Source organism: Candidatus Lariskella endosymbiont of Hedychridium roseum, assembly GCF_964020185.1.
Classification (GTDB): Bacteria; Pseudomonadota; Alphaproteobacteria; order Rickettsiales; family Midichloriaceae; genus Lariskella.
The window spans coordinates 1533877-1554779 of record NZ_OZ026538.1; the positions used below are offsets into that span (position 1 = coordinate 1533877).

At 35.0% G+C, this 20903-nt stretch carries 16 protein-coding genes and 2 pseudogenes; 9 read left to right on the top strand and 9 right to left on the bottom strand.

Features of this window, described 5'->3' with window-relative positions:
- Window positions 1-755: 755 nt before the first annotated feature.
- The gene (locus AACK98_RS07770; protein WP_339041263.1) at window positions 756-1799 is read right to left on the bottom strand and encodes a DMT family transporter; all 1044 of its coding nucleotides are present in this window, start codon (window positions 1797-1799) and stop codon (window positions 756-758) included.
- A 1188-nt stretch (window positions 1800-2987) separates the two neighbouring features.
- On the opposite strand from AACK98_RS07770, the gene AACK98_RS07775 reads away from it, so the two are divergent.
- The gene (locus AACK98_RS07775; RefSeq protein WP_339041265.1) at window positions 2988-3191 is read left to right on the top strand and encodes a hypothetical protein; all 204 of its coding nucleotides are present in this window, start codon (window positions 2988-2990) and stop codon (window positions 3189-3191) included.
- Here the strand turns inward: AACK98_RS07775 and AACK98_RS07780 are convergent.
- Together AACK98_RS07780 and AACK98_RS07785 are read right to left on the bottom strand one after the other, a co-directional pair.
- Window positions 3184-3558, bottom strand: a complete 375-nt coding sequence (locus AACK98_RS07780; RefSeq protein WP_339040222.1) for an IS1 family transposase — start codon at window positions 3556-3558, stop codon at window positions 3184-3186. The two genes, AACK98_RS07775 and AACK98_RS07780, sit on opposite strands and share 8 nt — an antisense overlap.
- Window positions 3480-3893 carry a hypothetical protein gene (locus AACK98_RS07785; RefSeq protein ID WP_339041173.1) on the bottom strand — a complete coding sequence of 138 codons (414 nt, stop codon included), beginning with the start codon at window positions 3891-3893 and terminating at the stop codon, window positions 3480-3482. Before AACK98_RS07785 ends, AACK98_RS07780 begins: the two co-directional genes overlap by 79 nt.
- 96 nt (window positions 3894-3989) lie before the next feature.
- On the opposite strand from AACK98_RS07785, the gene AACK98_RS07790 reads away from it, so the two are divergent.
- The gene (locus AACK98_RS07790) at window positions 3990-4244 is read left to right on the top strand and encodes a hypothetical protein (protein ID WP_339041267.1); all 255 of its coding nucleotides are present in this window, start codon (window positions 3990-3992) and stop codon (window positions 4242-4244) included.
- The gene (locus AACK98_RS07795) at window positions 4151-4519 is read left to right on the top strand and encodes an IS1 family transposase (RefSeq protein ID WP_339042689.1); all 369 of its coding nucleotides are present in this window, start codon (window positions 4151-4153) and stop codon (window positions 4517-4519) included. The genes AACK98_RS07790 and AACK98_RS07795 overlap by 94 nt, the downstream gene beginning before the upstream one ends.
- 236 nt (window positions 4520-4755) lie before the next feature.
- On the opposite strand, the gene AACK98_RS07800 is transcribed toward AACK98_RS07795, so the two are convergent.
- From AACK98_RS07800 to AACK98_RS07815, 4 genes are all read right to left on the bottom strand, one after another.
- Window positions 4756-7878, bottom strand: coding sequence for an efflux RND transporter permease subunit (locus AACK98_RS07800; RefSeq protein ID WP_339041269.1), 3123 nt, complete (start codon window positions 7876-7878; stop codon window positions 4756-4758).
- Window positions 7879-8665: 787 nt separating this feature from the next.
- Complete coding sequence (locus tag AACK98_RS07805; RefSeq protein ID WP_339041271.1) at window positions 8666-9328, bottom strand: BON domain-containing protein; 663 nt, start codon at window positions 9326-9328, stop codon at window positions 8666-8668.
- 559 nt (window positions 9329-9887) lie between these two features.
- Window positions 9888-10766, bottom strand: coding sequence for a 4-hydroxybenzoate octaprenyltransferase (gene ubiA / locus AACK98_RS07810; protein ID WP_339041273.1), 879 nt, complete (start codon window positions 10764-10766; stop codon window positions 9888-9890).
- 58 nt (window positions 10767-10824) lie between these two features.
- The gene (locus AACK98_RS07815) at window positions 10825-11580 is read right to left on the bottom strand and encodes an NADH-quinone oxidoreductase subunit C (RefSeq protein WP_339041275.1); all 756 of its coding nucleotides are present in this window, start codon (window positions 11578-11580) and stop codon (window positions 10825-10827) included.
- Window positions 11581-11923: 343 nt separating this feature from the next.
- On the opposite strand from AACK98_RS07815, the gene AACK98_RS07820 reads away from it, so the two are divergent.
- The 3 genes from AACK98_RS07820 to AACK98_RS07830 all read left to right on the top strand — a co-directional run bounded on the left by AACK98_RS07820 (window position 11924) and on the right by AACK98_RS07830 (window position 15956).
- Complete coding sequence (locus AACK98_RS07820) at window positions 11924-12493, top strand: carboxymuconolactone decarboxylase family protein (protein ID WP_339041277.1); 570 nt, start codon at window positions 11924-11926, stop codon at window positions 12491-12493.
- Between the two features lie 931 nt (window positions 12494-13424).
- Complete coding sequence (gene ychF / locus AACK98_RS07825; protein ID WP_339041279.1) at window positions 13425-14525, top strand: redox-regulated ATPase YchF; 1101 nt, start codon at window positions 13425-13427, stop codon at window positions 14523-14525.
- 873 nt (window positions 14526-15398) lie between these two features.
- Window positions 15399-15956, top strand: a complete 558-nt coding sequence (locus AACK98_RS07830; protein WP_339041281.1) for a hypothetical protein — start codon at window positions 15399-15401, stop codon at window positions 15954-15956.
- Here the strand turns inward: AACK98_RS07830 and AACK98_RS07835 are convergent.
- Window positions 15910-16903: pseudogene (locus tag AACK98_RS07835) on the bottom strand (IS481 family transposase). The gene AACK98_RS07830 and the pseudogene AACK98_RS07835 sit on opposite strands and share 47 nt — an antisense overlap.
- A gap of 533 nt (window positions 16904-17436) precedes the next feature.
- Window positions 17437-18307 (bottom strand): IS630 family transposase gene (locus tag AACK98_RS07840; protein WP_339041283.1). Its coding sequence is split into 2 segments (ribosomal slippage): window positions 17437-17982 and window positions 17984-18307, totalling 870 coding nucleotides; the frame shifts between segments, so codons are not numbered across the junction.
- Window positions 18308-18342: 35 nt separating this feature from the next.
- Between AACK98_RS07840 and tnpA the strand changes: the two are divergent.
- From tnpA to AACK98_RS07855, 3 genes and pseudogenes are all read left to right on the top strand, one after another.
- Window positions 18343-18772, top strand: a pseudogene (tnpA, locus tag AACK98_RS07845) (IS200/IS605 family transposase).
- Window positions 18773-19204: 432 nt separating this feature from the next.
- Window positions 19205-19924 carry a VirB8/TrbF family protein gene (locus tag AACK98_RS07850; protein WP_339041285.1) on the top strand — a complete coding sequence of 240 codons (720 nt, stop codon included), beginning with the start codon at window positions 19205-19207 and terminating at the stop codon, window positions 19922-19924.
- A 16-nt stretch (window positions 19925-19940) separates the two neighbouring features.
- A complete protein-coding gene (locus tag AACK98_RS07855) occupies window positions 19941-20606 on the top strand; it encodes an amino acid ABC transporter permease (RefSeq protein ID WP_339041287.1) in 666 nt (221 codons plus the stop codon).
- The last annotated feature ends 297 nt before the right edge of the window (window positions 20607-20903 follow it).

Genomic DNA, 20903 nt, shown 5'->3' on the forward strand with positions numbered 1-20903 from the left:
TCCGTTTTAGCTTAGTGCTCAGATTAGTATCTCTAAAAATTTGAGCCAGTTATAAAGTCTTACGCGTTAGTACTTGCAAAACGATTAGTTGATGGGTGCATACTGCAACTCATATACTAGTCATACTTTTCAAAATTTGCGCCTGAAAAATCGCTCGTTATGTATTGGTTTATACACATGCCGCATTAGCTCTTCCTAGCTCTTTTTGAAGTATAACTTCGTATGCATAAATCAAATACCAACTCTTCATTTTACCTGCGGTATATACGTCTTATAAGTGCAGCGCTTTATGTTTCAGTCAATTTTTATTTTCAAAACATAAAGACTTTGTTGCGCAAACAAGCAAAGCAATATTTGAATAACCTTTGACTTAATATACAGTAAGTAGCTAGCAACAATAGATCTTATAATATTGCGTTTGTCAAAATATTTCTGCTGTCTGAAAGATAAAATACATAGCAATCATGCTATGGCACTGCCTTAAGTAAATGCACGCACGAAGATTTTAATGACATGATCTTTTATAGGAGCAGTTAATTTCTGAATCAAATACTATATATATTTGCGCAGAAATGAACGAAGTAATACTTGAAAATCAGGCCAAAAAAATCTGCGCAAGCGGCTTTGCCGGTAGTGGCATAACTTTTGTCTATGTTGCTATCGAGATGTTTGATTGCATCTTACTGATGTGATTTAGACTAAGATTTTTGCTATACGCAGGGTTTAGTAATATACCTCTGATAATTATTTGTATGTTACGATTGCAAAATATTAAGTAATTTTTTTCTTGTAATCCCTATATTCACTGCTGCATCATTGTTATCCACTGAAGTCTGAATTTCTTCCTTTTTTTTGCGCACTTGTGTGCTGAATAACAACAAACCACTTGCAATAATTAAAGAGTATCCAACATATGAGAAATGATTACTCACAATTTCTGCAAAAATGGTATAGCCCAGTATTCCGCTGAATAATAATTTTGTGTATCTAAACGGAATGACTATAGATAATTCAGATTTTAGCGCGTTAAAATATGCAACACCGTGTATAAAATAACAGCTAGCCATAGTTGCAAGTAGTAGTAATGATTTTATTCCTATTTCTAGCGGTCCAAATTGTCTGAAGGAAATAGGGATGATTTTCAATGGCAAGCCCATTATTTGTAAAGACTTGTAGTTTATAAATGCACCTAGGAAAGAGAATATAGAAGCAAATAGCAGTAGGTAGAACATCTGAGTTTTATTGTGCTCTGTGTTTCCAAGAAGCTTCACAAGAATTGTATTTAAAGACCAAAAACATATAGCAAGTATTATAAACCAATAATCTTTATTGAATGAAGTATTTGAAAGTGAGTTAAAAATATCGGGTTTTACAACTATCACAGCTCCTGCAAACCCTACTATTACTGCAGCTATCTTGATTTTTGTACAACGTTCTTTAAAAAATATCATTCCAACTATTGCAACTAGGACATACTGTATGTTTTCTAGTGCAGCGGCATCTGACATATTTACAAGCCCAAGCCCATGTATGAATGAGAATGACCCAGCTACACTGAGTAGACTACGAAACATATGCAGATGTGCCTTTTTAGTCTTGAGGCGTAATATCCCTTCCATACAGACCCAAGGCAAAATTATCAGAAACAAGCTGAATTTATACATGAAAACTATAAGCGGAGCGTCAATAGTGCCTCTGAGTGTCTTTGCTGATATGTCAAGCCCTGCAAGAGCCATTGTATTAATCAGCATAAATATAATTCCGTAAATAGTACTGTTACTCTTGTTGATCGTGAACATATGTATTATGAGACCCCTAAAAAAAGATTTGTTGAATTTATGAACAAATTGGAAATGACGCTTTGTGTTTTTAGAACGAACTCATAATAGCACTCTGATGTTGGTTAGATAACTTGCAACATATGTAGATAATGCGATTTTTGAGTAGTATACACAAAGCGCGTGCCACCTTTACCAACTACTTGACTAATATGGCGCTGCCGGAAAAGTCATTTTACAGACCTTTTTGCCTGATTCTAAAGTATTACTTCGTCAATTTCTTCGCAAAAATGTATATAATGTTTGATTCAGAAATTAACTGGTACCATAAAAAATCATGCCATTAAAATACTCGCGCGTGTACTTACTTAAGGCAGCGCCATATACCAACACAATTTGTAAAATAGATATGAGATCTAACTTTCTTGTTTTTGTACTATCTGGTAAAGGCAGTAAAGAAAGGAATTTTTAGAGGAGCATAACATGCGGCGGGGCTCTGAAGATAGCATGCCAATAACGCAATCTATAATATGTAGAGCAAAGACAAAGCGAAAGATTAAGCATATGCTGTTAAGTACCCTTTTTGCCGTGTAATTATACCAATTATATTCTAAACATGCAATAGTATTTATTTTCGCTAAAATATTGTGTTTTGAGCGAAAATATGTAAAGCGTACGGCAAGTTATTGCTCAATTAATAATTAATATATGAATATTGATCAGATAAATATATTGATCAGATAAATTTGCGCTGTAAGTGTATGGCTGCAACCAAATTTGAGAAATATACCAGTCATACTTTTTAAAATTAACATGATTATACAGCATGCCACCAGCACTCTTCTTAGTCTATCCATCAAAAATAGATTTGTTGCGCAAATAAATTTTTGCAGAAAATTAAATGTGCAAAAATTAGCTCAGGATTCGGCCATGATTGTTGCACTTCGTTTTAGAATTCAAGGGACGGACTATGAGATATAATAAACCCATTTATATCAGCCATAAGCATGAATCTGAAGGCGATAGGACGCACCATATCTGGCTAATCACCTGAATTTAAATAGATAAAAATCAAATGCCACAAAGTGGCAATAGAGGACGTATGCTTAAAACGCAGCATTTTGCGTGCCTTACAAACATTTTTGAGAGTTTTCACAATTAGATAGAAGTATGATATGATCACTTTTTTAAAAACTAAAGAGTGGTTTTATGGTTTGTTGTAAGGGATGTTGCTCTGATATCTTTGTAAAGAATGGCATTGTGAGGGGTGTACAGCGTTATAAGTGCAGATCATGCTTTCTAAATTTTGTTAAGGGCGATCTGCGCAAGAAGCCTCAAACAGCTGTTAAGAAAGCATTATGCGTTATGCTATATAGTCTTGGTAATGGCTCTTTTTCTGGCATTGCTAACTAAAGATAGATATCAGCAAGTCTTTATTAAAAAGCATTAGGATAGAGTTATAGATCATATCTATGGCCTTACTGTAACGTTTGGTTTTACGATGAAACCTGGCTAAATAGTGCCGTATTAATGAGTTGAATGATTCCACTAAAGACGTTTCTGCCTTAGTAGAATAGTGTTTTTTAGCAATCCTAAATTTTTCATAAACGTCGTAATGGTCACTGCATGATATCTCTATCTCGTAGCTACTTTGTAATCGCATGGCAATCGGAAGATAGGATGCAAAATCCCTGACAATGCTCACTTCAAAATCAACAACTTTATTTCTGTCCCTATCAACAGCAAGCCAAATGTAGACTTTGTTAGTTTTTTTTGGCAATAACTAAAAAGCTCATCCAGCTCAATAATTGAGATTTGCTTGGCATCCTCAGGTATCGTAACATCATTCAGCCTTTGTTTTAGAAGCTTTGAGAATTTTCTAATCCACTTTATTATAAGTGAACTCGAGACCTTTTCTAATCTCTCGATTGATCTAATTCCAACTCCCTCCAGATACATACTAACAACCTTCATCTTTTTATTAAGGCTGTACTTTACTCTCATATCTCCAGACTTATAGCTCTTTTTACACTCTAGGCACTTATACCTCTGACGACCTTTAATATAGCCATTCTTTGTGCTTCCTATCCTGCCACAATGCTTACAACTTAACATATATAATGCTTCCAATATAACTTACTATCAAGGCAGTATACGATATACGCGAATTTAAAAGCAAAATCTATTCTTGGTTAGCAATGCCCTTTTTCTATGTTAGGCAAGATATTATGGCATTCGCCGTCCATAATTTATCGCTGGGTAGTAGAGGTGATGGGCAAGACTCAGGAGCCAGGTGTCTCTTCGGATATTATGGAGATGGAATTCGACGAGATGTGGCATTTTACTGGTTCAAAAAAAACAAGCTTTGGATCATTAAGGCAGTTGATCGTAGTACAAGGAGAACAGTTGCCTGGGTTACAGGCAATCGTGATACTGCAACATTCCAAAAGCTCTACAACAAAGTGAGTAATCTGAAAGAATGTCATTTTTATACGGATGATTGGGATGCTTTTTCTAAAATTTTACCCAAAGAGCGTCATACAATTGGAAAGTCTGGCACAGTATGTATCGAGAGAGATAATAGCAACACGCGACATCATTTATGCCGAATGACACGGCGCACTAAAATCGTTTCTAAAAAAGAGTCAAGGGTATACGGATCCATCAAGCTTTGGTGCGCTCTTACTATTACACAAATATTCAAACAATATCAAGAACAGCTCTTATCTATCTTTATGTGAAAACTCTCAAATTTTTCCCATTCTGCCGTAAAAAATCACAATAAATTGATACAGATACCATCAGCTGAGCAATAAACCACACAATACACAGTTGTGCCAAGGCATTTCAAAAGCTATAATGCATATTTCTGGCAGATGGACTTATTCTAAATACTCATTTGCCATGGCTGTTTTATAGCGCTTTAGCCATATCATATCTCTTGCCCCCTCCTTGGATCAAACCACAAGGCTCCATATCAGGATTCAGACTTCTTACCTATGCTATCATATTTCTTTAAAAGTAATAGCAGGCAAGGAGTAAAAAATAATGTCAATACTGTTGCAAAAGCAAGGCCACCTGCTATTGCTGTAGAAAGCTGTCTCCACCATTGGCTGGCAGGTGCATCATATGTAATCTCTCTTTCAAAAAAGTTAATAGTTATCCCAAGCACCATTGGTATAAGGCCAAGGATCGCAGTACTTGCTGTAAGGCAAATTGGCCGCAACCTTTGAACTCCAGTTGTGATAACAGCTTTCTTTACGTCAAAACCATCTCTTCTTAAGTGCTGATATGTATCAACAAATATAATATTATTGTTCAATACTATGCCAGAGAGCGCTATTATCCCTATGCCACACATAACTACTCCGAAAGGCTGCCATGCAATAAGCAATCCTAACAAAACCCCAACTGTTGAGAGAAAAACTGCACTCATTACTATGAGAGTTTGATAAAAACTGTTGAACTGTATCAACATCACTATAAACATAGCAAAGAACGCAAGTACGAAAGCATTAATTAAAAATGTCCCAGTTTCTTGCTGATCTTGATTATCACCCTTGAATTTAACTTTTACTCCGTCCTGTGCATTTTGCTTAAACCAAGCCCCCAATTCCTTTACTTTTGTATCAGCTAAAACCCCTTTTTCAACATTCGCTTTGACAGTTATAACGTTTTTTTTATCCACTCTCTTGATCTGACTCACCTGTCTATCTGGAATTCTTTTTACAAAAGTGTTTAGTGGAATAGCAACGCCATTTGTATTAACAATTTTTAGACTTTCAATTGTAGTAATAAAACGTTTCTCCTTTGGCAATCTGACCATGATATCAACCTCATCATCCGTATCATCTGGCCTATATGAAGAGATTTTCACACCATCTGTCAAAAGTCTAAGCATAGACCCAATTGAACCAACATCTACAGAGTATTTTGCGGCTTTCTCCCTATCAATTAACAAGTGCCACTCTATTGCTGGAACAGGCCTTGAATCTTCTATATCTTCCATCCCTCCAATCTCGTCCATAGCACTGCGAAACTTATCTACGAACAAAAGCAATTTATCATAATCTGGCGCAGAAAAATCTATCTCGATAGGCTTCTGTGATGGAGGTCCTACGCGCTCTTCAAGCACCTGATATGAAACACCTCCTACAGTATCTAATCTTTTTTTAATCTCTTCTATAATTACTTCGGCTTTTGGTCTACGTTTCCAATCATCAAACTCCATCTCTATGACACCTATCGTATCTTCTGGGAATTGGTTATTGTCATTAACATTTCCAGCTTTGACATAAAATATCTTAACTCCAAGCGACATATCTACAACTTTCTCTTCGATCCGTTTCATGATCTCATCTGCTTGTGTAATCGAAATATTTCCTGGAGAACCTATAGTAATAACAGCTGAACTTGGCTCTATCTTAGGGAAAAACTCTATCCCAGTGCCAAATTTGAAGAAGAATATATATACTCCAATTATCCCTGCGATTACTGCATATACAAAAATTTTGGCATGATCTAAGACGTATAATAGAAACTTCATATATAACTTGGAGAATGTTCCTAAATTCTCCATATCTCCTTCCTCTGAAGCCTTCATTGCCGCTATTTCATCTTCATGTATAGATTCACTCTTTCCAAATAATGGACCAAGGGATGGTTGGAAGAAAAGCGCAAAAAGCAGAGAATTACCTAATATGAAAATAGCAGTAATTGGCAAATACTGCATAAATTGTCCGAGAACTCCAGGCCAAAATAGAAGAGGAGAAAACACTATGATTTTTACCAGTGTAGATGTAAAAATCGGCCAAAACATACGTGTTGCAGCAGTAGTAAATGCCTCTTGTAGAGGGACCCCCTCAATTATTTTGCGATCAGCATACTCACTTACTACTATTGCATCATCTACGATCATTCCAACGGTCAGTATTAAGCTAAATAATACAACTATGTTTAGCGTATAACCCATTAGTTGCAGTATCAAGATTCCAGATAAAAACGAAGATGGAATAGAAAATGCTATCAAAAAAGAAGCCCTTGTCCCAACGGCTTTCATGATGACAATCACAACAAGGATTGAAGCTATAAGAATAGTATTTTCAAGATCTGACAATATATCTTTAATATCATCTGATTTATCCTGTGAATAAACGATTTCTAGGTTGTTTGGCAGGGAATCTCTCATGTTATCAATTTCAGCTTTTACAGCTTCAACAGTCAATATTATATTGTATCCTGTACGTTTCGAGATCTCCAAAACCAGTGCAGATTTTCCATTTACTCTAGCTGTGTTTTTAATATCCTTATATGTATTTCTGACTTTTGCTATATCCTTTAACTTTAATACCATTTCTCCCTTGGCGAAGACTGGAAACTCCATTAATTCATGAAAATCCTTCACAAGACTCGGGATTTTTAATGGGAAAGAGCCGTTTTGATTTTGTATGGTACCAGCTGGTACCAGCTGGTTATTACTGTCTACTGCATTGCCTAATAGCTGCAGTGGAAGTCCGTAATTTTCTAGTACTTTTGGCTCAACTATTATTTCTAGAGCTTCTTCTCTGTCACCTCTTATATTGACATCCAAAACCCCTTGCACATTCTCTATTGCATCCTTTAAATCTCTTGCAGCTTTAAGCAAAGTTCTATCAGGGATATCTCCGAGCAAAATAACATTAAGAACTGGCTCAAGACTAAGGTCAACTTCTTTAACTATTGGCCTGTCTGCATCAGTGGGCAGTTCATGCTCATGATCATTAACTTCATTTCTAACATCGGTCAAAGCTTGATCTACATCCTTACCAGCTTCAAACTCGACTATTATTGATGCAGAACCTTCCATTGCATATGCCGTCATCTCTTTAATCCCAGAGATGTTTCTAAGCGCATTCTCCATTGGTTTTAAAAGTAGCCTCTGCCCATCTTCAGGAGAAATTCCTTCATAGGTTATAAGCACATAAATCATCGGAACTTTTACGTCTGGATTGCTTTCTTTTGGAATTTTTAAGAAAGCGACGTAACCACATAGAGCAACCATAATTAATAACATTATGCTTGCTCTCTTTCTATCTACAAAAGATTGTATTATACGCCCCACCTGCTCTCCAAAGATCTAAAACAAGTTAAAAACACAAACTGTGCAACACCTTCTAGAACGATTATAGACATGATAAATAGAGTTTGCAAATCACAAAATACCTAAAAATCCTCATATGCGCCCGAAAGAACGATGGAATTATTACATCTTTGTATATTATCTTAGATGAATAAGCTACATTTGAAATATCAAAGGAGAATCTCGAATAAGGATTGGAACATATAATACTAAAATAATGCTCTTACCTCCTTAGAAAAACCTTTCTCGTACGCGCCAAAAGTCTCGAAAGTGCGCATGAAATAGCGCCTGAAGTGTCAAAATAGCGCTTTAAATCCGCAAGAAAATGTTATAATAGACCTCTTGCATAACCTGTTCCAAACTGTGATTTGATTGTCACTAAAACATAAAAACACTCACGTGGATCATTGTTTGGTGACGTTTTGCAAAAATCTACTCTATAAGAATTTCTACCTCAGAATGAGGTTATGCGAGAGGTCTAATAAACGCAAAAACCTTACGGATTTTGTGAAAGCAGTGTTTGCTTAGGCACATGAGTAATAATATATACAAAAATTAGCGCATGGCGGAATCCTGGGCTAATTTTTGCATATTTAACTTCTCCACAAAAATTTATTTGCGTAGCAAAGCAATTTTTAGCGGATATACTTACGAAGTATTCTAATTTTGCCAAAAGACGCAGCAGGCACTAAACATACAAAAAAATTCATAACGTTCATCTTATAAAACAAACGTGCTAGTGCTATTTACAAGTGCTTAACCGATATATTTAAGGAACTCTTCGTCTTTGATCATTAGACAACAAAACATGATTAATTACCTTTCTAACACCTTTAACAGAACTAGCAATTTCTATTGCTAAATCTAATTCTGCCTGATCTTGAGCTATTCCAAAGAGGAACACAACAGAATTATTGACAGCAATTGTATAGTTTACAGAATCCATATTTTTTCTGAATAACAACTTACTTCTAACCTGATTAGCGATCCAAGTATCATTTGCACTATTAATTACCTCACTTGAGACAATAATTTCATCTATGACTTCTTTGACACCCATAACGCCCCAAACAATTCTGACTGCTTCATGCTTGTAGTACTCCTCTTTTACTGCGCCTGTAAGCATAACACGTCCTTCTTTAACATTAACGGCTACTTTAGTGAATACATCCTTTACAGTAAACCTACCAAACTCTCCCTTAATCTTTGTAAATATCACATTATCATCAACAACAGCCCCTATAGATCTCTGATCCATCATGACAGCACCAGCCGTAACAGCAGCAACTGGAATAAAAAGTGCACAACCAGCGCTGATTAAAGTAAAAGAAAGAGTTATACACATTAAAACAGCACGAAACGTGCGCCCTGCATAGAAATTAGTAGTATTTTGCATTATGTCCTTCAATACACTTTTATTGATCTTATTCAAGTTATTAACCTCCTAATTTGCGTAAAAATACCATGATCTTATAATATGCGAAAAACACTATAGATAGTCGCTTGCGTCATAACTCTAAGGAGCGCTGGATTTATCTAGGTTATAAGTAATTATGGTGCACCGAAAGCCCAGCAGAAAAAGTGGTAAATTTGCCAAAAACCTTATGGATTTTGTTAGGTAGTATTTGCTAGGTACAGGACAAATTAATATATCCAAAAATGAGCGCAGAGCCGGGGCTGATTTTTGTACATTTAACTTTCCACAAAAATTTATTTGCGCAGCAAATCGATTTTTGACGGAGAAACTAAGGCTCTACCGGCAGTGCCTAGATAATTTAGTCCCCACACAGCACATATAACTACCGGCCAAGCGCCTCATTAGACTTCTTCTAAAAAACGTTTGTTCTGGCAGCAAATTGCTTTGTCGTATCCTTGAGCCTTCATGTGATGCTAATTGTGCTTCTTGCACTTGCATCACTTGAAGCTTGAGTTTAAAGAAGAAATCTATTATCTCACAACTCATTATTGTATAATTCTTATTTGAAATATACTTATATGTGACCGAGCAAAATTCCAAGTAAAACTATCACACCAAATTCAATATTTGATTTGAACTTAATACCACAACTCTTAGCATCATGAATATCCAAAGTTTCAGTTTGCCAATATAAATGGTAAGCAGCAATACCCATAAAAGCATAAAAAATAATATTCATATGTAGCGCAAGACCAACGATACATATAGCAGTAATTGACACCTGATATATACACCAAACAAATAGCGGTGTATTCTCTCCAAATTTTATAGCAGTTGACTTGAGCCCCAGCAAAACATCATCAGTCCTGTCCTGATGTGCATAAATCGTATCATATCCGGCAGTCCACATTGCAGATGCTACATATAACAACAAGCCATGAATTGAAAAATATCCTGTTGCAGCAATCCAAGCAATTACTACACCAATATTAAAAGTAAATCCAAGAAAAAACTGTGCAAAGTGTGTGAAACGCTTCATAAATGGATATACGATAGTTGGCAGCATTGCAGCAAAACCGATATAAATAGCAGCATCCGGCAATTGCATCAATATGATCATACCTAACAAAAGAAGTATTGCAAGAACGCATAAAGACATACCTAAACTGACTTCCCCAGATGTAAGTGGTCTATTTTTTGTTCTTTCTACACTATGATCAAATTTGCGATCTGCTATATCATTGATGATACAACCAGCACTCCTCATGACAAGAGCGCCGACTGAAAACAGCAAGAAGAAGTATATAAGTTTAAATACATCTTTCAGATTGAAGGCAATCGCCCACAAAACTGGGAGGATAAGCAACACACAAGCCACAGGCTTATCTAGGCGCATCAGGCGCGCTATTTTAGAAGAATTTATGAAATTATCGTAAATTTTAGGTATCAGCAAGCGTCTTTTTGACATCCTATCAAAAAAATTTGATAGAAACATCTGTAAACGTACTATGCTATTTCGATGCTTTTTCATCTCCAGGTAATATATAATTTGGTCCATACCAAGGACTTGAGAAATCAAAGTTCCTAAATTCTTGACTTAGTTTAACAGGCTCATAGACCACCTTTTCCTGGATAAGATCATATCTAACTTCAGTGTATCCAGTTAAGGGAAAATCTTTCCGCATAGGATGCCCTACAAAGCCGTAATCTGTCAATATTCTTCTCAAGTCTGTATTGCCTTTGAAATAAACTCCATACAAATCCCAAACCTCTCTTTCATACCATCCAGCTGACCCAAATAAATCAGTTAAACTAGGAACTATGTCTTCTATGCCGGCACACAATTTCACTCTTACTCTAAGATTATGCTCAACACTTAACATGTGGTACACTACTTCAAATCTCTCAGTACGACTTGGGTAATCTACGGCGCATATATCCATAAGCGCTGAGAATCTGCAGTTCTTGTCATCCCTTAAAAATTGCATTAATGTAAGCAAATCTTCTGTATCCACAAGAACAACAAGTTCACCATGTACCTCTTGAGCTGAGATGACAGGAGGAGAAATGTCAGAAGTAAGAAGTTGTTTTATTTTACTAAGTTTCTGCATGACTGCACTTGCTGGATTTATTATTAAGATTACATGTTGCAAATTAGGCTTACAAATAGCAATATACATTTTTCTCTTTATTTTTGCAATTTTTGCTTTACAAGAATTTTTAGAAAAATCTTTATGAGCAAAGACGCTTATAATATATTTTGCCAAGTGCAAAAATAATGTTGCATAACCAATTAAAGAACTATAAAAGATGTCAGACTACTATTAGTATTAACCTATATGCCGTGTAATTAAAGGATATCGCATGCCAACTAATAACTTTTGACTCAGGAAGGTTGTAGTTAGTTAATTTTTGCAATGCTTTATTTAGCCAGGTTGAGCTATGTGCAATTCAAAATTATGTCCACTTTTGATTTTTTATATTAAAATTAGGTGATACATATTCTGAACTACACCACATGCCTTTACATGCATATAAAAATTTTTAGCGTCTTTTTGATAAAATTACTTAAATACAAGAGATCAATAAACTTTTTAGGGAATATTAATTATGTCTGTATCTAGCGTAGCAAAGAAACTACCAGAGTATGCGTTGAACATAAAGCAAAATCTCCTTTCAATCTTTGTGAACGGAAATACCTCTTTAGCAAATCCGCAACTTTATGGTGTTGCACTAACTGTTGGTTACTTGCTAGGAAACGAGCAGTTGCTAAATGCAATCCGCGCTGAAGCAAAGCTTCATCTTGAAGAAGTAGATGCAAAAGCCTGCAAAATCGCAGCAGTGATGATGTCTATGAACAACACATATTATAGATTTGCTCATTACACATGTGATCCAGAGCTAATCAATATGCCATTAGAACTTTACATGGATAGCATATTCAATATAGAAGTTACAAAAAGCGATTTTGAGATATATTGCTTGGCAGCATCTATCCTAAATGGATGCCAATACTGCGTCAACATACATAAAAAAAAGTTGACAGACGATGGAATTGCCATGACAACAATCCGAGATATTGGACGTGTTGTATCAGTATTAAAAGCCACAAGTGAAGTCCTTGGAATAGAAACCATGCGCAGTTATGATTTCATAGCAAGAGGAGCAAGCTTTGATTAGATTTGCTGTAAATCGCCTATAAAAATTTAGTAATATATCCGCTGTAACATCTGTTATACTTATGCTACAGCATATAAACTTTTAGATATAAACCTTTAGTTTTCAAAGAAAAGGAGTAAATAGTAATAGAATTTGCTATGCATATATACCGTAGGTAAATGCAGAGCTAGTATTTAGCTTGTGTACATACGAAATTATACAAAATCTCATAAATAATAGCATATATTTATTTGCTGCGTATTTTTTAGAAAATTTAAGATGAGATTTGAATTTAGTGGTACTAAAAGTACAGCAGCAAGGAAGGGGCTTAAATTTCCTAAAAAGGCGAAGTTAAAGTGTTCTATTATTTGTGGGAGTTGGTATTAGAATTCAAAAAGAGTTAGGAAGAATTTAGTTGCATGTGTAACACTGCCTATATAAGTGTTTTGCGCAAGGGGTTTTGAGTATGATTTTTTTAGAGTACAAGTTTACTTTCTATATCGAATACTTTTACATATTTGAAAAGAAATTAACGAAGTAATAATGTAATACTTAAGCTAAAATCCTATACAATGACTGGATTAACAGAGCTGTATACAAAACACATAAAACGCGTTTTGAAGACGCAAATTTTGAAAAGCATCACATACATTACTACAAATGCGGTTTTATTCACCAATTAATAGACCTCTTGCATAACCTCATTCTGAGGTAGAAATTCTTATAGAGTAGATTTTTGCAAAACGTCACCAAACAATGATCCACGTGAGTGTTTTTATGTTTTAGTGACAATCAAATCACAGTTTGGAACAGGTTATGCAAGAGGTCTAATATATCATATAGAATTCCTACTAAAGTCACAGTTAAAGTGACTGATTCACTTAACAACGAAAACTATATGAATGAATAAGAAATAGCACGTTTTGATTAAATAAATATATAGCAATTAGATATGAGTTTAAAATGTGGAATTGTTGGTCTTCCCAATGTTGGAAAATCAACTCTTTTCAACGCACTGACCAGCACTATGGCAGCAGAAGCTGCAAATTACCCTTTTTGCACTATTGAACCAAATATCGGACGAGTTGCTGTCCCAGATGATAGGCTAATGGCACTAGCGAAAATTGCTGGCTCTAAGGAAATCATACATACTCAAATAGATTTTGTTGATATCGCAGGTCTTGTTAAAGGTGCAAGTAAAGGAGAGGGACTGGGGAATCAGTTCTTAGGGCATATTAGAGAAGTCGATGCCATAATATATGTTCTACGATGCTTCGATAACGATGACATTATCCATGTCGCGGGAAACGTAGACCCTCTAAGAGATGCTGAAATAATAGAAACAGAGCTAATGCTGGCAGACTTAGAAAGTCTTCAAAAAAGGCGACCTAACCTAGAAAAAAAAGCAAAACAAGATAAAGGCGCAGCAGCTCAACTTCAGTTAATAGAAGAGATTATTAAACTACTCAATGATGGAAAACCAGCAAGAGAGATATTGAAAAAAGAAGGAATATCAAAAAATGATGTCAATATCCTACAATTACTTACTTCCAAGCCAATTTTATATGCATGTAACGTCCCAGAGAAAGATGTCAATAGTGGTAATATCTATACACAAAGCGTATCAGATAAGATTGGTCCGCTAGGCGCAGAAATTATCCTTATATCAGCTCAAATTGAAGCTGAGATAGCTCTTCTTCAGAATCAAGCTGAAAAGGAAGAATTCCTTAGTAGTATTGGACTTACAGAGAGTGCTTTGAGCAAATTAATAAAGAGCAGTTATAAAGCACTCGATTTAATCACTTTCTTTACAATAGGACCTAAAGAAGCGCACGCGTGGAATATCAAAGAAAATACCACAGCGCCAGACGCAGCTGGAGTAATACACACAGATTTTACTAGAGGCTTTATATGCGCAGAAACAATATCTTATGATGACTACATAAAACATAGTGGCGAAATTGGGGCAAAAGAAGCAGGGAAAATGCGCCTTGAAGGAAGAGAATATATTATACGAGACGGCGATGTAATGCACTTTAGATTCAATATTTGATTTTGTGCTGCAATTGACATCCCTGATTTTGTTTTCAAAATCACTATTTGCATTCATACTTCCAGTAATAGTTAGTATTTAATTTTCTGAGTCAAATATTATATAGTACGCGCGCCAAAAGTCTCAAAAGTGCGCATAAAATGGCGCTTTAAATCCGTAAGAAAATGTTATAATAAATGCAAAAACCTTACGGATTTTGTGAAAATAGTGTTTGCGCGCGGCATGGGACCAATGAATATATCCAAAAATTAGCATAGGGCCACACCTAAAAGCTAATTTTGTACATTTAACTTTCGGCAAAAATTTATTCGCGCAGCAAATTGATTTTTGACTAACAGACTAGATACGAAATTAGACTTCAAAAAGAGCTAAGAAGAATAGTACACAAGTGTTAACAAAATAATAAGGCACATTCTAAAAACATTAATTTTGAACAGTATGACGATCTTAGGTAAGCATGCTCTAATGTTTAACGCGGCACAATTTATAGTTGAATAAATGCAAACAAATTTATAATCTTATTAGGTGTGCAACTTGTTTTTTTGTTAAATATATTAAATATCGTTAAGCGTCGCTATAAAAAGATTTGTATACTGCTATCAATTATTGGTGATTATTATGTATTACAGTGACCGAGAGATGCGATACTCACTAAATGATGCATTATCTTACTACGGATTTGACAGCACTGAACAAAAAGGTGCAATGCAAGATCTTCTACAACAATCATCGATAATTCCAAGTGACCAATCATTGCTTGCTGCATTTCCACCGAGAAGTACCAAAGATCAGCTAGCCTTATATATTCTAACAATGGTTAAAGGAACTCAAAGTAATCTATCAATGAGAGTATGAACAAAAGAACGCTGGGAGATGCAATCTGCTGAATGGATGACAGAAAATAAAACGCCTAATATTCAAAATCTCAAAATTCTAGGTTTTATTAATGCTATCGTCCCAGTCATGAAAAAAGCTGATGCTCTGTGCATTCTAGGAGCAACTGGCCCAACTATGTTAAGTAGAATTGAATATGCCAACTCGCTTCTGGAGTCTGGCTTGAAGGCTAGTTCTGTAATATTACTTACAGGAGAACGCTATGTAAATACAAGTGTTGATGGCACTGAGGAAGAATTAGCAGAAATAGCTGACAAATTCGCACTCAGTAGTTGGCACGAAGTAACAGAGACACACTTAATGCAGTATTTATATAATCAATCTGATTTGCATGACAAAGATTTAACACTTCATGTTATAGACACACCAAGACAAGATCTACCTAGGCCTACTACCCAAACAACAGCGCTGGAGTTAGTTTCATGGCTAAAGCTGCACGATGAAATACAATGTAGAAGTCAAGATTTGATCTTACAGACAGTTATAAATTTTATATCTGCTTGTCAGTTAAGTTTCGACTGTCAGATATGTAACTGAGATACAAGATTTCATTATTCTTTTCCACAGCTAACTTTTTACTATCCAAAAAAGTTTGCATAGGTGTTTTTCCATAACAATATTTACCAGAATGAGGTCTTTCATTGTTGAAATATTCTAACCAAATATCAAGATCTAATTGCAAGTCATCCAATGATGTATAAATCTTTTTACGCATAGCTGTATCAAAGAATTCTTGTTTCATAGTTTTATTAAAACGTTCACACATACCATTAGTTTGAGGTGAATATGCTTTAGTTGTTGTATGCTCTATACCTTCTATACTGAGAAATAACTCAAAAGCATGATGTTCTATATTTCCCTTATATTCTCCTTCACGATCTGTAAGAATACGAAGCATCGGTATCCCTTGACTCTCATACCATGGTAACACTCGATCATTTAGCATATCAGCAGCAGTAATCGCAGTTTTGTCAGTATACAGTTTAGCATCAGCAAATCTACTGTAGCTATCAATAAATACCTGAGCATAAACCTTTCCTATCCCTTTGAAATTGCCTACATAATATGTGCCTTGGCAACCTAAATAACCTGGATGTTGTGTCTCAATTTCTCCATGTGCTTCTTTTTCATTACGGCGTTTCTCTAGTACTTGCAGCTGTGCTTCGGTCAATATAATACCATCTTGGGCCATCTTAGCTTCTAAGGCTTTCAATCTTTTATTGATATTATTCAAATCATTACGTAACCAAATCGATCTTACTCCTCCAGGAGAAACAAGTATACTACTCTTCTTCAGCTCATTTGATACTCTAAGTTGTCCATATGCTGTACTCTATCGCCATATCAACTACTGCTTTTTCTACTGCAGGATCTACTCTATTAGCGATTATTGGCTTCTTGCGACTTATCTCGTATAGCGCTTCTTCTCCTCCCGTTTCATATAATTCTTTAAATCTGTAATAGCTATCTCTACTATAACACATTGCCTTACATGCAGATTATATACTACCAAGGCTTTTTGCCAATTCAAGTAAACCTAGTTTCGGTTTGATGATTTTTTGATTTAAGTTCATTGCTTATCTCCATTTAATAACTAATTTAATTTACTAAATGTAAGATAAAATGTCGACTAATACATATCATATAGCTTATTACCTATGCTTCCAAATGCAGATGCTAGATCTGGCATGTAGAATTTTTATTGGATTTCTTCTTCAAACGTTTGTTACAGCTTGACAATTGCTTTGTTGCACCCTGAGCATACATAGTATGCTCATGTGCTTCTTGTACACTGCGCTTTCTTATGCTCCTTGCACTTACCTCGCAATCGAGTATGAAGAAGAAGTCTATTGTAATGCAAGTAATTTATGTAGTTATATGTGATATGGTTAACACCCTAGCCTTTAGGCGAACACTTTAGTATTATTATCTAGGAAATGTGCTAAGGGAGGACGAATGGAATATAGGAGATGATCCCACAGCATATATGACCTAAAGTATCATATAGCATAAGTGACTAAGGTGCTGACAATTTAATTGTATTAAAAACAGCATCATAAAGAGTATCAAATAAATCTATAGTTTTTCTAATTTCATTTTTTATCTTAAACCAGTAATGCTCTATAGGATTTAAATCAGGAGAGTAAGTTGGTAAAAATAATATGTAACAACCCACAGATTCAATTAACTCTTTCACTTTAGGATTCTTATGGAAGTTAATGTTATCCATAACAACAGTTTGTCCAGGTTTTAATTCTTTAATTAACATCTCCCTAATATAAGCTTCAAAGACCTCTTTATTGCAATTACCCTCAAATATTACGGGAGCAATAAGATTACAATTACAAAGACCAGCTATCATACTTATTCTAGTTTTATGTTGATACACCTTTTCCCCATAGCACCTTTCTCCTAAAATACTACAACCATATTCTTTACAAGCATTATCTTCTATTCCAGATTCATCAAGATATACTATTTTATCTCTTGTGATGGTTTTTATCTTTTCAATAAATTCATGTCTTAACGGAATATCTCTTTTCGGATGAAGATGAGTTTTTTTTATAGCTATAACCAAGTTTTTTTATCGCCTGTAAGATCGTTGTAGGTGATATATTACACCACTTCTTTGCTAGTTCTTTTGATGTCATAGCAATATTTAATTCAAAAAATTCTTTAAAATCTTCTAGATTTTTGATCTTATGACTGTGACCTTTTTGATAACCACTTGCTGCTTTCAAAGAACCGTGCTTATCTTGCAGAATTTTCCACTTATAGATAGTATCACGACTCACTCTAAATAGTTTACTCACTTTAGTGATTCTTGCACCATTTTCTAATGCTTCTATTACTCTTACCCTAAGTTCTATTGGATATGCTCTTGCCATAATTTTATGCTTTTTATTTCATACTCACTTTTTATATCTTAATTCCTAACTTTTGTCAGTATCTTAGTCACTTATGCTATACAGTATTTTGTACTAAGTATAGGTATAGAGTTTTAACTGGGCAAGTTGCGATTAGAACTAGGGAAGTAATCCGAGAAATATGTGCTGCTAATTACATAAATATAATTAGTGGCAGTATGAGTCCTGATCACGTACATATATTAGCATTGGTTCCGCCTAGTATATCAATATCTAAAGCTGTGCAATATATTAAAGGTATAAGTAGTCGTAAGTTGCTACAGGAATTTGCACTGCTCCGTAAGCGGTATTGGGGACAACATCTTTGGGCCAGAGGGTATTTTGTTGTGACAGTTGGCAATGTGAATTCAGAAGAAGTGCAAAAACTATATAGAACAGCATGAGGAACATCACAAAAAAGATGATTTTAGAATATCAGAGTTTTAGCGTTTACGCTTTTAATCTGCTTTGCAAGCGTTACACAAACTACCGCGCTTTAGCCGGTAGTAATTGATATAAATGGCAAACTCTGCATTAAACTATATAGTAGGCCCTGCCAGCCAAGTCATTTGCGCAGACTCCTTTAGCCTGATTTTCAAGTATTACTTCGTTAATTTTTTTGCAAATATATAATATTTGATTCAGAAATTAACTGCTACTCTAAAAAATCATGCCATTAAAATTCTTACATAAGCACTTTGTTTGCAGGCACTGTAGTAAAGATACACAAAGCAATTAGAAGAAAGCAGTTAAATAGTATTGCAATAGAGTATTTGGTTTTTTAGAATAATGCATATTACAATATATGTCACAGGTAAATGAAGAGTTGGTGTTTCGGATTTTGATACGAAGCTATATTTATATTACTTAAGCCTAGGAATGGAAAAGACTGAGCTCAACATTGATGATGAGATAGAAACAGGGCGCTATTTTAAAGCTGCTTTGGATTGGCATACATCCAGATATCTTTCTTATTATACACAATGCATATATATGTTTATAGTAACACTGTTAGCACTTGTTGCTGCTATTGTTGCTATACACCTGACAAGAGCACGTTATTCTATTGAACAATATCCATTAGTTTCTTATACAGACGATCAAGTTAATTATGTCACTAGGATTCACTCTATATCACACTTAGGAGATAGTATAGATAAATCCGTTGCAAGATATATGATAACTGCGTATATTCAATCTAGAGAAAGCTATAAATACGAAGAATATTCAAATAAAGAAAGTTGGGATCAGAAAATAGCATTTTTACAAAGTAATTCTTCAAAAAAAGTGCTTTCTGAGTTTTTAAATTATATGGATACAAGACAAAATCCTGATAGCCCTGTACTAAAATATAAAACACAAACAAGAAAAGACGTAAGTGTTAAGGATGTAAAGTTCTTTGAATACTATAATCGCCCCTTTAGAGCCACGGCGGACTTTCTCATTACTGAGCTTTCATATAACAGCACAGTGGTTTCAAAATGTACTGCAGAATTAATATTTAGTTTGACAGATATAGAAAAAGTGATAGATAAAAGTGTTGCTTTAAAGTTTATGGTAACGTCTTACAGCTCATCTTGCAATTTGCATTCATCTTGATAATCTGTCATTACTTATGCAGTATATAGAATCTATAAAAAGTTATTTCTGGGATATTGGCTCTCAGTTTCTCTTGATAGGCGTTGGTGCAGTTGTAACTTTGCAAATCCTTTTCTCTGCTGCATTTGTAGGCATACTACTAGGAACGCTACTGGCTGTAATGAGACATAAAAATCTTTGCACAAGAAGTATAAGTGCGGTTATTTCTGTGATAAGAGGTACGCCTGTAATTCTACAGTTAAGCTTTGTTTACTTTGCAATTCCTTCATTCCTAGGAATAAAAATGAGCGTTGTGCTTGCTGGAATATTAACATTTGGTTTTAATAGCGCAGCTTACGTCGCAGAGATTCTAAGAGCTGGAATAGAATATCTCCCAAAAGGGCAGTTTGAAGCTGCCCAAACCTTGCGAATACCGAATTTCTATATGTGGCGTGACATAATACTCCCGCAAGTTATACGTAATATTTTTCCTTCCATGATAAATGAAATTATCGCGTTGCTTAAGGAAACTGCTCTAATAGGAACAATAGGAGCAATGGATATAATGAGAAGGTCACAAGCTATCGCAGCAGAACAATTTACCTTTTTTACACCTCTATTGATCGCAGGTGTTTACTATTATATATTCGTCCTAATCATAGAGCATATAGGCAAACAAATTGAAAAGAAATTAAGTTACTAGATATTAGACCTCTTGCATAACCTCATTCTGAGGTAGAAATTCTTATAGAGTAGATTTTTGCAAAACGTCCAAACAATGATCCACGTGAGTGTTTTTATGTTTTAGTGACAATCAAATCACAGTTTGGAACAGGTTATGCAAGAGGTCTATTGAATTGCATTATTTGCAGCAAAAGTAATGATTTAACTATACTGCTGTAGGTATTTTATTATAGCATAAATATGCGAGTATCAGACTTGGATGAAGTTTTTGCTAAAAAGCTCATTTGGTCAGTACACTCGTTTTCAAATGAGTCTG

Coding starts and splice junctions, on each gene's coding strand:
- AACK98_RS07830 (WP_339041281.1), top strand. CDS start 15,399: ATGCAATCTGCTGAATGGATGACAGAAAATAAAACGCCTAATATTCAA.
- AACK98_RS07785 (WP_339041173.1), bottom strand. CDS start 3,893: ATGTTAAGTTGTAAGCATTGTGGCAGGATAGGAAGCACAAAGAATGGC.
- AACK98_RS07775 (WP_339041265.1), top strand. CDS start 2,988: ATGGTTTGTTGTAAGGGATGTTGCTCTGATATCTTTGTAAAGAATGGC.
- ychF (WP_339041279.1), top strand. CDS start 13,425: ATGAGTTTAAAATGTGGAATTGTTGGTCTTCCCAATGTTGGAAAATCA.
- AACK98_RS07820 (WP_339041277.1), top strand. CDS start 11,924: ATGTCTGTATCTAGCGTAGCAAAGAAACTACCAGAGTATGCGTTGAAC.
- AACK98_RS07790 (WP_339041267.1), top strand. CDS start 3,990: ATGTTAGGCAAGATATTATGGCATTCGCCGTCCATAATTTATCGCTGG.
- AACK98_RS07855 (WP_339041287.1), top strand. CDS start 19,941: ATGCAGTATATAGAATCTATAAAAAGTTATTTCTGGGATATTGGCTCT.
- AACK98_RS07770 (WP_339041263.1), bottom strand. CDS start 1,799: ATGTTCACGATCAACAAGAGTAACAGTACTATTTACGGAATTATATTT.
- AACK98_RS07850 (WP_339041285.1), top strand. CDS start 19,205: ATGGAAAAGACTGAGCTCAACATTGATGATGAGATAGAAACAGGGCGC.